Annotated in this window: 10 protein-coding genes; 3 read left to right on the top strand and 7 right to left on the bottom strand. The window is 42.6% G+C overall.

Annotation, left to right across the window (positions count from 1 at the left end; all coding sequences use genetic code 11):
- From ATS75_RS14285 to ATS75_RS14275, 3 genes are all read left to right on the top strand, one after another.
- On the top strand, positions 1–1848 hold the full coding sequence (locus ATS75_RS14285; protein WP_058561093.1) for a diguanylate cyclase: 1848 nt from the start codon (positions 1–3) through the stop codon (positions 1846–1848).
- A 9-nt stretch (positions 1849–1857) separates the two neighbouring features.
- Positions 1858–2865 (top strand): porphobilinogen synthase, encoded by a 1008-nt coding sequence (gene hemB, locus ATS75_RS14280; RefSeq protein WP_058561092.1) that lies wholly within the window; start codon positions 1858–1860, stop codon positions 2863–2865.
- Positions 2866–3007: 142 nt separating this feature from the next.
- On the top strand, positions 3008–5743 hold the full coding sequence (locus tag ATS75_RS14275) for an ExeM/NucH family extracellular endonuclease (protein WP_058561091.1): 2736 nt from the start codon (positions 3008–3010) through the stop codon (positions 5741–5743).
- An 85-nt stretch (positions 5744–5828) separates the two neighbouring features.
- Here ATS75_RS14275 and ATS75_RS14270 read toward each other — a convergent pair whose 3' ends face one another.
- The 7 genes from ATS75_RS14270 to ATS75_RS14240 form a co-directional block, all read right to left on the bottom strand.
- Entirely contained in the window at positions 5829–6236 is a 408-nt protein-coding gene (locus ATS75_RS14270) for a hypothetical protein (protein ID WP_058561090.1), read from the bottom strand.
- A gap of 409 nt (positions 6237–6645) precedes the next feature.
- Entirely contained in the window at positions 6646–8730 is a 2085-nt protein-coding gene (gene fusA / locus ATS75_RS14265) for an elongation factor G (RefSeq protein WP_058561089.1), read from the bottom strand.
- A 481-nt stretch (positions 8731–9211) separates the two neighbouring features.
- Positions 9212–9871 carry a CoA transferase subunit B gene (locus tag ATS75_RS14260; RefSeq protein ID WP_058561088.1) on the bottom strand — a complete coding sequence of 220 codons (660 nt, stop codon included), beginning with the start codon at positions 9869–9871 and terminating at the stop codon, positions 9212–9214.
- 10 nt (positions 9872–9881) lie between these two features.
- Positions 9882–10589, bottom strand: a complete 708-nt coding sequence (locus ATS75_RS14255) for a CoA transferase subunit A (protein WP_058561087.1) — start codon at positions 10587–10589, stop codon at positions 9882–9884.
- Between the two features lie 8 nt (positions 10590–10597).
- Positions 10598–11359: a 3-hydroxybutyrate dehydrogenase gene (locus ATS75_RS14250; protein ID WP_058561086.1), complete on the bottom strand. Its 762-nt coding sequence runs from the start codon at positions 11357–11359 to the stop codon at positions 10598–10600.
- Positions 11360–11363: 4 nt separating this feature from the next.
- On the bottom strand, positions 11364–12548 hold the full coding sequence (locus ATS75_RS14245) for an E22 family MetX-like putative esterase (RefSeq protein WP_058561085.1): 1185 nt from the start codon (positions 12546–12548) through the stop codon (positions 11364–11366).
- Positions 12549–12557: 9 nt separating this feature from the next.
- On the bottom strand, positions 12558–13859 hold the full coding sequence (locus ATS75_RS14240) for a GntP family permease (protein WP_058561084.1): 1302 nt from the start codon (positions 13857–13859) through the stop codon (positions 12558–12560).
- Positions 13860–14037: the final 178 nt, after the last annotated feature.

Below are 14037 nucleotides of genomic sequence, written 5' to 3'. Positions count from 1 at the left end.
ATGACGTTTGCTTGGAGGGTGCTTTTCTGCTTATTTTTTTTTACGTCACTCTGTTCGTTTGCATCCAATATAACGCTTAACAAAGACGTTAAGCAGTTACAAAACATACCATTTGAGTACATTGGGAAACCACTGACGCTAACGCAAGCTGAGGCAGCAACGCAGTGGCAGCCAATAAGCAACCAAATTTTAAATTTAGGGATGTCTGAAACAGTTGCATGGATCCGCGTTAGTGTGGCGAATCAAGAGACACTTGAGTTGCCGATTATGTTGTCTGTTGATAACCCTTTATTAGATAAGGTTTCAGTTTATCAATATCATAATAATGAGATTGTGCTTTTTAAAGAAATTGGTGATGCGTTACCACTCAAGAACAGACAAATAAAAAATGAGTCACTACTGATAAAGCTTACTTTGCCACCCCAAAGCACCTCCACATTACTACTGAGAATTGAAAACGAAGCAGGCTTAAGAGCACCGCTAAGTATTTGGCAAAGCGATGAATATTTAAAATATAAAAGTAAATTTAACCTTTTATATGGTTTGCTTGCTGGTTTTATCTTATCGCTCGCGCTGACTTGCTTTGTATTATTTGGCTTCTCAAGAAAGCATTATTTTACATTAAGCGGCGCTGTTCTGCTTACCCTATGGTTTTTACTTATCTATTTATACGGCTTTGGCTATCGTTATTTTCATCCCTCGTTACCGAGCCTTCAACAACTTGCTATTCCCAGCATGTTACTAGTGACCTGTTATTTATTTAAACCTTTGTTTGAACAATTAAAAAGCACACTAAAAACACCGCTTGATAAGGTACACACCTGGTTTAACCGCTTAATATTTATTAGTATATTTGTCATATGGGCTCTACCTACCAGCGTTATTATCATTTATAGCCTGCTATCAAGCCTGCTAATAATGCTCATGCATATTACCGTTATCATTATTAATATTAAGCACAAACGCAGCCAACCTTTAAGCGCTTTATTAGTTGGTGCCATTATCTATTGTGCATTTTTGGTATACATAAACATCGTTGTATTTAGCATTTTTGATTTTGACTCCCGCAACCTCCCCTTTATGTTTGGTAGCTTTTTAATTTGCGCATTAAGTTTAAGCTTTGCCACGATAAAGCATTTTTTAATTGAGCGAGATGCACAAGTAGCCGCACAACACGCCAAAATTGCACAAAGCGAAGCGCAAGATCAACTACTACAAGAGCGCCTTGAACTACAAGAACAAGCCCGCCTAGATTTAGAAGCAAATATTGAAGAGCGTACTTTTGAGCTTCAAGTTACTTTACGGGAGCTCGAAGAAAAAAACCGTGAATTAGAACAGCTCAACATGGAAGATCCACTCACACAAATTAAAAACCGTCGTTACTTTGACAAAAAGTTAATAATGGATCTACGCCGTTCTCGTCGAGAACAAACACCGTTAAGTCTGATTATGTTGGATATTGACCATTTTAAGTTGATCAATGATAACTATGGCCATTTAATTGGTGACCAAACTATTCGTGCGGTTGCGGATATAATAAAAAGCCATTTAAAGCGTCCGCTTGATGAAGTCGCTCGCTATGGCGGTGAAGAGTTTGTAGTACTGCTGCCTAATACACAGCTGCCTGGAGCGCTTGAGATAGCAGAAAAAATTCGCGTAGCCATTATGGATTCCATCATTACTGTCGCCAATTCTCAGATTACATTTACAATAAGCGCCGGTGTTTATAGCGCAATTGCCGAAGATATTAATAACCCAGCATTTTTTACTGACTGCGCTGATAAGGCACTTTATCATGCTAAACAAACAGGCAGAAATCGCGTAGTTAGTTTTCCAATAGTAGACTAGGAGCAAATAATGGCCCAATCAGGTCTTGATCTTTTCCCTTACACGCGGATGCGCAGAATGCGCCGCAATGATTTTTCTCGTCGTTTGATGGCTGAAAACCAACTTAGCGTGAATGATCTCATTTTCCCAGTATTTGTACTTGAAGGCAAAAATCGCCGCGAAGCAATTGAGTCAATGCCTGGTATTGAACGTTTATCTATCGACTTATTATTAGACGAAGCTAAAGAGCTGGTAGAGCTTGGTGTACCTGCAATCGCTATTTTCCCTGTGACACCTGCTGATAAAAAGTCTCTTTTAGCGGAAGAAGCCTACAGTGATGATGGCCTAGCACAACGTACTGTTCGCGCATTAAAAGAATCATTTCCAGAACTGGGGGTTATCACTGACGTCGCACTAGACCCTTTTACTGTCCATGGCCAAGACGGCATCATTGACGATGAAGGCTATGTTATTAATGATGTCACCACTGAAATATTAGTTAAACAAGCATTATCGCACGCGCAAGCCGGTGCTGACGTTGTTGCCCCATCAGATATGATGGATGGTCGGATTGGTGCAATCCGTGAAGCACTCGAAGCAAATGGTCACATACATACACGTATTATGGCCTACTCGGCAAAATACGCATCAAGTTATTATGGCCCATTTAGAGATGCTGTCGGTTCTGCAGGCAATTTGAAAGGGGCTGATAAAAAGACTTATCAAATGGATCCTGCCAACTCAGATGAAGCAATTCGCGAAGTCGCATTAGATTTACAAGAAGGGGCTGACATGGTCATGGTGAAACCTGGCATGCCTTATCTTGATATTGTTCGTCGCGTCAAAGATGAGTTCGGCGTTCCGACCTTTGCTTATCAAGTCAGTGGTGAATATGCAATGCATAAAGCCGCAATTAATAATGGCTGGCTTAATGAAGAAGCCACAATAATGGAATCACTGTTGGCGTTTAAACGCGCAGGTGCAGACGGTATTCTCACTTACTTTGCTAAGCAAGCGGCACAACTTCTCAACAAATAACCGCCTCTTTCCTCATGTTTCATAAAAAGAGCGGATACGCTCTTTTTATTTCCATTTTGTTAACAATTCTTATTTTATTTGTCATAAATTTTCCTTACACTGTTTGTCCCATTTGGGACACAATACACGGGAAAAAATAATAATGTTAAAAACAACTCTTACGCCACTGGCGCTTGTCGTTGCAAGCCTTAGTGCGCCAGCCTCAGCTAATCTGATTATTTCTGAATATGTTGAAGGTGGTTCCAACAATAAAGCCGTTGAGCTTTATAATAACTCAGGCGCTGAGTTATCGTTGGATGGATACAATATTAGCCTTTACTCAAACGGTAACGGCGACTTAGCAAGCCCAAATAACACCCTTGACCTATCTGGAAGCTTACCTGCCAACGGTACTTATGTCATCGTAAATGGTGGCTCTGTTGATGAGCTTAAAGCGAAAGCTGACATTGAAGCAACGGTTACCTACTTTAATGGCGACGATGCACTTGTGCTAACAAAAGAGGGTGTCATCGTTGACAGTTTTGGTCAGTTAGGCGTTGACCCAGGTAAAGAGTGGTCAGCGGGTGGCGTGTCTTCAAAAGACAAATCCTTACGTCGTAAACTTGATATTACTGTTGGTCGCACTGATGCAACGGCTGCATTTGACCCTAGCGAGCAATGGGAACAGTTTGATAAAGATGATTTCTCAGGTATTGGCTTTCATGGTGAAAGCACTGAACCAACACCTGATCCAGATCCAGTTACACCACTTGAGTGTGGCGCAGCTAAAACACTCATTAGTGAAATACAAGGTGAAGGAGGTGACAGCCCACTTTTAAACCAGGAAGTAGAATTTGAAGGTGTTGTTACTGCTGATTTACAGGGTGACGAGCAACTAAATGGCTTCTTCATCACCTCTCTTGATGCCGACATCGACGCAAACGCACTCACATCTGAAGGCGTGTTCGTGTATTTCTCTGCAACTGATGTCGCTGTGGGCGACCATGTGCGTGTTAAAGGCAGTGTCGCTGAATACTATAACTCAACACAGATTGGCGATGTAAGCCAAGTAGAAATCTGTGCATCGGGCCTGACCACAGCCGCGACAAAAATTTCGTTACCGGTTGCAGATGTTACCGACTTAGAAGCCTTTGAAGGCATGTTAGTCACTTTAGATCAAACACTAATGGTCACTAACAACTATGGCTTAGGCCGCTATGGTGAAGTGGATTTAGGCACTGAACGCTTGTACCAAGGCACACAGATAGCTCTTCCTGGTGAAGCTGCTAACGCTGTTGAAGCTGAAAACCAAAAAAAACAAATCCTACTTGATGATGGTTCAACAAAGCAAAACCTTGATCCGATTTCGTACCCAGGTGTCGGTTTAGATGCATACAACACCTTACGTTTAGGTGATTCAGTAAACGCAGTCACAGGTGTCCTAGGCTATAGCTTCAACCGCTACCGTATTCACCCTACGGTTCAACCGGAGTTTACTGCTACAAATCCACGAACAGACGCTCCAGCACTTCACTCTGAAGCAAATTTACGTATCGCAAGTTTCAACGTACTAAACTACTTTAATGGTGATGGGCAAGGTGGTGGATTCCCAACTAGCCGTGGCGCAGACTCTGAGCAAGAACTAATCCGTCAAGAAGCTAAACTAGTTAGTGCAATCACAGCACTCGACGCTGATGTGATTGGTTTGATGGAAATCGAAAATGATGGATTTGGTGAACTAAGCGCTGTAGCAAGTTTAGTGGCTGCACTAAATGACGCAGACAGCACCAACGAATACGCCTATGTTGATTTCAACATGGATCAAATTGGTACTGATGCAATTACAACGGCACTAATTTATCGTTCAAATATGATAAGTGAAGTAGGGACTGCTGCAACAACGTCTGAGTACCCGTTTGATTACAGCAACCGTGCGCCTATCGCACAAAGCTTTGAAGCACTTAGCTCAGGTGAAGTATTTACTGTTGCAGTTGCACACTTAAAATCTAAAGGTGGCTGTAGTAGTGCTGAAGGCAATAATGCAGACCAAGGTGATGGTCAAGCGTGCTGGAACGAAATCCGTGTTGCTGGTGCAAATGCATTCGCTGATTGGTTAGACAGCAAACCTACAGGTGTTGAAGATGAAGATATTATCTTAGTCGGTGACATGAACGCCTACGCGATGGAAGACCCTATTCTTGCATTGGCTGATAAAGGTTATAAAAACGTTGTCGCTGAAATTGATGGTGACACTCGAGGTTATTCATATAGCTTCTCTGGCCGCTTAGGTAGCCTAGACCACGCTGTAGCAACACAAAGCATGCTTGATAAAGTAGTGGCCGCGACTGATTGGCATATCAATGCTGATGAGCCTATCAGCCTTGATTATAACATTGAATATAAGTCAGATACGCAAGTAGCTAGCCTATACTCTGACAGTGCTTACCGTGCCTCTGATCATGACCCAGTCATCATTGATATCAAGTCAGTCGCTGAGCCTGAGCCAACACCTGAGCCTCAAGCGCCAGTATTAGCGCCTGAACAAACTTTCAATATTATTGAAAGTGCTACCATGGGTACCGTTATTGGACAGCTTGAATTTACAGATGCCGATAGTGATTACACCCCTGTGAATAGCTTTATTGTATCAGGCCACTCAGGCGTAACCATTAATGAGCAAGGCCAGCTAATTGTCGCTGCAGCGCTTGATTATGAGTTTGAAAGTCGAATCACTCTGATGGTTCAAGCACAAGATACCGCTGGAAACCTATCAGCCGCTCAACTTGTGTACATCAATATCATTAATGATGAAGCCGATGACGAAGATGATTCAGGTTCATTAGGTTGGTTAAGCTTATTAGCATTACCATTATTAGCTCGCCGAAGAGTTAAAAAATAATTTGCTGATACAAAAATGCCACTTTAGCTTATAAAGTGGCATTGTATATAATTAACTCACAGGGAATGAGTAAAAATAATAATTACTATTTATCAGCACTCACACACTTCCCTTCATATAAATGACATATCGCTTCGTTTTGTTCTTTTGAGATCTGCCAATTTATAAAGCGATGTGATTGCCCTGTCAAAGTAACAACGCAAAACTCAGTAATAATTGCATAACGCCTAAAGCTTAGACTTTTTATCTCGTCTGCATTTATATATTGCTTGCCCACCCCGCGGGAATAATTAATGCCCGCTTTATAACAATGTAAAAACCTGAGTTGCATTATATTGAAAAGACTGATCACCAAAAACAGCGGAAAGATAATAATACCAACAGATTTAAATTCCATTGGCGTGGCTATACTTAAGATATAAGTGATGAGTAAAGCCAAGGTAATTTTGATTAGTTGTAACGTCCAATTAGGTGAAATTTTTACTACGTTCATTGCGGTCCTTTTACGCCCACCCCTTAATTTAAAAGGTGTCCTTTTTTGTACTTCTTTTAGAAAATAAGGCGTAATTTTACCTATAAGAAAATTCTAAACAAGCGCAAAAACACTACTTTTTAACTAGAACAAAAGCATTTAAAGTAACTCGTTAATATACATAGAATTAATAAAAAACATTTTATATATATTATTTTGATATATACAATAAAGACTCATACTTAAGAGCAGAATAAGGAGAGAGGACCTAGAATAAAGGATGTACTCAATAATAGCTTTGATATTTTCTTATTGTGTAACGCTATTTGCAGCTTAAAGAGTCATGATGATAGGGTTGTAGCTATACTCCGATATACTGGCAACAAAAAACCCGCAACAAGTGCGGGTTTTTTTAAAGTTAAAGCGCTAATTATTTAGCTGCTTTTTTCTCTTTTTCTGCAGCGATTACAGTGTCAGCTACGTTTTGTGGACATGCTGAGTAGTGTGAGAACTCCATAGAGAACTGACCACGACCCGATGTCATTGTACGTAGTGAACCGATGTAACCGAACATTTCTGATAACGGAACGTCAGCTTTGATGCGAACGCCTGTTAGACCAGCTTCTTGGTCACTTAGCATACCACGACGACGGTTAAGGTCACCGATTACGTCACCTACGTGATCTTCTGGCGTGAACACGTCTACTTTCATGATTGGCTCAAGAAGTTGTGCACCCGCTTTAGGGATAGACTGACGGAAAGCGCCTTTAGCAGCGATTTCGAAAGCAATTGCAGATGAATCCACGGCGTGGAAGCCACCGTCGAAAAGCTCAACTTCAACGTCAAGTACTGGGAAGCCAGCTAGAACACCTTCGTTCATCATTGACTTGAAGCCTTTCTCAACTGCAGGCCAGAATTCTTTTGGTACGTTACCGCCAACAACAGATGACGTGAACGTGAAGCCTGAATTCGCTTCGCCTGGCTTGATGCGGTAGTCGATTTTACCGAACTGACCAGAACCACCTGATTGCTTCTTGTGCGTGTAGCTATCTTCGATTTCACGAGTGATCGTTTCACGATAAGCAACCTGCGGTTGACCAACAATAAGGTCTACGCCGTAAGTACGCTTAAGGATATCAACTTTGATATCTAAGTGAAGCTCACCCATCCCTTTAAGGATAGTTTCGCCTGAATCTTCATCAGTCTCAACTTGGAAAGATGGATCTTCTGCAACCATTTTACCAATTGCGATACCCATTTTCTCATTACCGCCTTTATCTTTAGGCTGTACAGCAATCGAGATTACTGGCGTTGGGAATACCATTGGCTCAAGTGTTACTGGATGCTTAGGATCACATAGAGTGTGACCTGTTTGCACGTTCTTCATACCTACGATTGCAATGATGTCACCAGCTTGTGCGCTAGTTAATTCTTTACGCTCATCAGCTTGCATCTCAACCATACGGCCAACACGCTCAGTTTTACCTGTAAACGCATTAAGGATAGTGTCACCCTTATTCAGCTTACCAGAGTAGATACGTACGAAAGTTAATGCACCAAAGCGGTCATCCATGATTTTGAATGCAAGCGCTTTGAAAGGTTCGTCAGCAGATACAACTGCAAACTCGCCATTTTCGTTACCTTCTTCGTCCATAAGAGGTTGAGGATCAACTTCTGTAGGAGCCGGTAAGTAATCAACAACTGCGTCAAGTACTAATTGAACACCTTTGTTTTTGAATGCAGAACCACAGAATGTAGGGAAGAATGCAAGGTCACGAGTACCTTTACGGATACAACGCTTGATATCTTCAATAGAAGGTACTTCACCTTCCATGTACGCTTCCATTAGGTCATCGTCTTGCTCAACAGCAGTTTCGATAAGCATTTCATGGTATTCTTCAACTTTGTCAACCATGTCTGCTGGAACGTCTTTAACTTCGTAGTTTTCAGGAAGACCTGTGTCATCCCAAACGTATGCTTTTTTCTCAAGTACGTCTACAACACCAACGAAATCATCTTCAATACCGATTGGTAATGTCATGATTAAAGGCACTGCACCAAGTACTTTACGTACTTGCTCAGTTACACGGTAAAAATCAGCACCCATACGGTCTAATTTGTTTACGAAGATAATACGTGCAACTTCTGATTCGTTCGCGTAGCGCCAGTTAGTTTCTGATTGTGGCTCAACACCACCAGAACCACAGAATACACCAACACCACCATCTAATACTTTAAGTGAACGGTAAACTTCAACTGTGAAGTCAACGTGCCCAGGAGTATCGATAACGTTGAAACGGTGATCTTTCCAGAAACAGCTTACTGCCGCAGACTGGATAGTAATACCGCGCTCAGCTTCTTGATCCATGAAATCTGTAGTAGATTCACCATCATGAACCTCACCTGTTTTATGGATAGTACCCGTAAGCTTTAGGATACGCTCAGTAGTCGTGGTTTTACCCGCATCAACGTGCGCGAAAATACCAATGTTTCTGTACTTCGATAAATCTGCCATTATTTTACTCTTAATAAAGTCGATAAATTATTCGGCGGGAGTATAGCATTAGTTCAAGCGAACATCACCATAGAAGTCGCTTAAAATGCAATCAATTCTATAAAATATTTTTTCAAAGCATTAACGACCTTGTTTTTTCAGCCTGTCGATTAAATCCACAAAGGGGATAATATTATTTTAAACCTACTCATTCATATAAAAAGCACCTGAAAACACAGTGTGTGTTATGCGGGTGCACACCATACATCATGTTTTATAGTTGTTTTTTAAATCAGTCTCTTAGCAATCACAATCAATATCTCAATCGGCTTTTTTCACATCACACCTTTTCATCATTGCTGATCTTATATACACAACACATCCACTGTTAAAATACAAAAAATTGTAAACCCTCACGGACTTACAATTTTAAATAGAAGGTTATAGTAGCTACAATAAGGACTGTCACTTCCTATCCAATCAGCACTCATGTGTATTAAAGTTAAGCAAAGCTCATTGTTTTTACCTTTTTACTCACTATCAAGTTACCTGCCGTTCTTTCTTGTATTTCTGAGACTGTGACACCAGGTGCACACTCTAACAAATGAAAAGCGCCGTCTTTAATTTCTATCAAGGCTAAATCGGTAATCACTTTATTAATACAGCCCACGCCTGTTAACGGCAGGCTACATTCAGTTAAAAGCTTTGACTCACCGTGTTTGTTTGCATGGGTCATGGTGCAAATAATGTTTTTTGCCCCTGCCACTAAGTCCATCGCCCCGCCCATGCCTTTAACTAACTTATTAGGGATCATCCAACTGGCGATATTGCCGTTTTGATCCACTTCAAACGCACCGAGCACCGTTAAATCAACATGACCTCCGCGGATCATGGCAAAGCTCTCTGCGGAGTTAAAAATGGCAGCGCCTTTCGCCGCCGTAACGGTTTCTTTTCCGGCGTTGATCATATCAGCATCGACTTGCGATTCACTTGGGTACGGCCCCATACCTAGCAAACCGTTTTCCGATTGCAACATTACCTCGATGCCCTCAGGCACATAATTCGCCACTAACGTTGGTATGCCGATCCCTAAATTAACGTAATAGCCATCTTGTAACTCCATTGCTACGCGCTTTGCTATTTGCTCTCGTGTTAACGCCATTATTGACTCCTTAAAGCGTTGCTGCTTGCGTAGTGATTTTTTCGATACGCTTTTCAAACTCGCCTTTTATTACTCTATCGATATAGATACCTGGGGTATGAATTTGACTGGGCTCAAGCTCGCCTAGCTCAACGATTTCTTCAACTTCCAGTACGGTTATCTGCCCAGCTGTAGCGGCCATGGGGTTAAAGTTCATCGCCGTATGGCGGTAAATGCAATTACCGTAGCGGTCAGCCTTCCACGCTTTTACAATGGCAAAATCTCCGGTAATACTGGGTTCTAGTAAATAATCACGGCCATTGATGTTTCGGGTTTCTTTGCCCTCAGCCACAGGAGTACCCACTCCGGTTGCGGTGTAAAATGCAGGTATACCCGCTCCACCAGCACGCATTTTTTCGGCTAATGTGCCTTGTGGAGTTAGCTCTACTTCAAGCTCGCCACTGAGTAACTGCTGCTCGAATAGTGCGTTTTCACCCACATAAGAGGCTACCATTTTGCTAATTTGTTGATCTTCAAGCAGCACCCCAAGGCCAAAACCATCAACCCCACAGTTATTTGATACGACGGTTAAATCTCGCGTGCCTTGGCACTTAATTTGCGCAATAAGCCCTTCTGGAATCCCGCATAAGCCAAAGCCACCAGCAATCACCGTCATGCCATCTTCAAGGCCAGCCATGGCCTCATCGTAACTAGCCACCACTTTATCAAAACCTGCCATAATACCTCCTATTGCGCTGTCCAGCCGCCATCAATGGCTATTGCTTGTGCGGTAATATTACGAGCCGCATCTGCCATTAAAAACGCGACGGTATGCTGTATTTCATCCAAACCAATAAAAGATTTTTTAGGCATAGGCGCAAGCATAATAGTATCGATGACTTGCTGCTCTGAAATACCATGCTCTTTAGCTTGTGATGCAATTTGTTGCTCAACTAACGGCGTTTTTACGTACGCAGGACATACCGTATTAATGGTAATGTTGGCATCCCCTGTTTCTAGCGCCATGGTTTTGGCAAAGCCAATTAAGCCATGCTTGGCAGCAATATAAGCTGACTTATATTTAGACGCGACCATCGCATGAATAGAGCCAATATTAATAATGCGACCAAAATCTTGCTCCCGCATACGCGGTAACACCGCTTTGGTCGTCATCGCAGGCCCAACTAACATCACTTGCTGTAAAAACTGCCATTTATCAGCGGGGAAATCCTCAAGCTTTGCTACGTGCTGAACCCCTGCATTATTAATTAACACATCAATCGGCATTTTAAATTCATTAAAGAACAGCTCAATTGCGGTACTATCAGCCACATTCAGTGCAAAACCTTGCGCATTCCCACCTTGATCAACAATGTTAGCAGCTGCTTGTTCGGCGCTGTGCTGATGTAAATCAGTGACGATAATATGGTGACCCGCTTTAGCGAGTTGCTCAGCAATGTAAAAGCCGATGCCACTTGCAGCCCCAGTAATTAATACTGTTTTGCTCATGCGATTACTCCTTTAAAAAGTCACTGATTAGTTGAGCCTTTGGTGAGATAGAAAAAAGGCCATCTAAATGCCCCCAGCCACCTTCAATCTCTGACATTTCAACTTCTTTACCTGCTGTTTTCATGACGCTATAGACTGTTCGCATATTTTCAGGGCGCAGTAATAAATCGTTTGTTGCAGGCAGCAATAAGGTTTTTGCTTTCACGTTTTTCAGCGCACTCGTTAAATCGCCTTGCATACCCGCGGTAAAAAGCTGTGATGCACGCACTAAATACAACACGTGATTGGCATCTTGGGTTTTCGCGCGTGCCATAGCGCGTGTTGCTAATGTTTGGCTAAGCTGTGGCAAGGTGCGAATGTCATTCATTGCTCCTTGATCAACTACGGTAAAGTTAGGGAAGCTGGCGTTATACATAATCGGGTGCATAGCATCTTGCGTAATGTTTAGCATGGTTGCAGCCAAACCATTGAGGGGGCGCTCTTTTTCGTAATAATTACCTTGCTGCCAATTTTTATCTAACCGAATAGGTAATGCCCATTTTTCAAGAGCTGCCACCGTCCATGCATCCATTGTTGCAGCACCAATCACATGAATAAGCCGCTCTACCTGTTCCGGGTAACGCACTGCCCATTCAAGCGCCTGGAATGACCCCATTGATGCACCCATCACTGCGTGTAGCTTTTTGATGCCTAAGCTATCGAGCAACCGCTTTTGCACATTTACAAAGTCAGTAATTGTCACCACAGGAAAATCGAGCCCATAGGGTTTATTAGTAGCAGGATTGATTGATGCAGGGCCCGTTGTAATTACATTTGGATCATGCCAGTTTGCATTGACTAAGGTATCTGAACTGATCACAAAGTACTTATTAGTATCAATGGCTTTACCTGGGCCAATAATCGCATCCCAATATCCTGGCAGGGCGTCATCGGCGTTATATTTACCCGCCGCATGAGAGGTACCTGAAAAATAATGGGTGATTAGAATCACATTGTTTTTGGCTTCATTCAGCGTGCCATAGCTTTCCCAACCAATATCGACTTTGGCGATAGTTTTGCCCGATACAGTGGTAAAGTCTTCCGTAGTGAAGTGCTGCTTTTCCACCAGCATAGGAGTGGTGTGGTCTACGCTAAACGCGACGTTACTATAAAATAAAAGCAATCCGATGATTATGAATGTTGTTTTCATTGCCCTTCCTTAAAAAGTGATAAATAGACTCAATGCCAATGCGACACCAATCAGTGGAATAACTACGGTTAATGCAGCCAGCGGCCAATAAGCACGTTGATGTGTTTCTTTACAAATTGCGCGTATTGTTGTCACCACGTAGCCATTGTGCGGCAGGCTATCAAGGGCACCTGAGCTTATTGAAACAACGCGATGCAGCTGTTCTGGATTAACGCCCATGTCTAAATACCCCGGAGCGACAAGCGGCAGTGCAATGGCTTGTCCGCCGGATGCGGAACCTGTTAAGCCAGCAATAACGCTCACCGCCACCGCTGCACCAACCAACTCATTGCCGGGCATCTGGGTCATTAAGTCAACCGCAGCAATAAACGCAGGCGATACTTTAGCCACAGCGCCAAACCCTACCACCGCAGCCGTATTACCAATCGCAACTAAGGCGCCGGTTGTCCCTACGTTAATGGCATTTTCCATGTTATGAAAATACTTAAAATTAATCGCCACAATACTTAACACGCCACCCAGTAACGCCACAATTAAGGCGGTTTGTTGTAAAATATCGTGCAACATAAAGGATAAAAGCAACACCACTATGAGTGGGATAACCCCAGTAATAGGGTGCGGGCGTGCGCGCTTTAAAATAACAGGATCATCATCACGCGCTTCAAAACGCTCCCCTTTTGCCACTGCCTTTTTGATCATTTTACTCAGCCATACGTAGCCCACTATCGCCATAAAAATAGCGACAACAAGGCTGACTTCCCATGCGGCATAAGGTGACGTACCGAGATGCTTAACCGGTATCCAGTTTTGTATCTCAGGTGAGCCCGCCGAGGTCATGGTGAATGTCACCGAGCCAAATGCCAAGGTGGCAGGAATAAAGCGCCGGGGTAAATCAGCGTCTTTAAATAAACTAAGCGCCATCGGATAAACCGAAAACGCCACAATAAACACGCTTACGCCGCCATAAGTAAGTACAGCACAGGCAATAACCACCGCGAGTACCGCATGTTTCATGCCTAGCTTGCCCACTATGTAGCTTGCTACACTATCTGCCGCGCCTGTGTCTTCCATAAACTTACCGAATAACGAACCCAGTAAGAACATAAAAAACCATGCACTCAAAAAACCTGCAAACCCCTCCATATACGCGGTGATAAAATTGCTATCTGCCGTGACTGGAAATACCGCCATATCACTACTCAATGCAACAAGCAGTGCGCAGGTTGGCGCAGCAATAAACAAATTTACGCCACGCAGCGTTAATATAATCAGCAGTATTAAACCGCCTAACAGCCCTATCATGCTCAGCATAGACATTCCTATAATTATTGTTATTACACAGATGAGGTGACATCGCAGTAATTGGATTTAGTCTTACGTTAAAACAGTACAAATGACATAACACTAAGGTACTACACTGATTAAATCTGGCTTAAAACCCAAATAAGTCAAGGTATTGGCTGCGTATAGCACTATGGTACTAATTCCT

It is taken from the genome of Pseudoalteromonas sp. H105 (assembly GCF_001469215.1).
GTDB lineage: Bacteria > Pseudomonadota > Gammaproteobacteria > Enterobacterales > Alteromonadaceae > Pseudoalteromonas.
The sequence above is the reverse complement of the archived record's forward strand: the minus strand, read 5'-3'. Positions and strand labels throughout refer to the sequence as shown.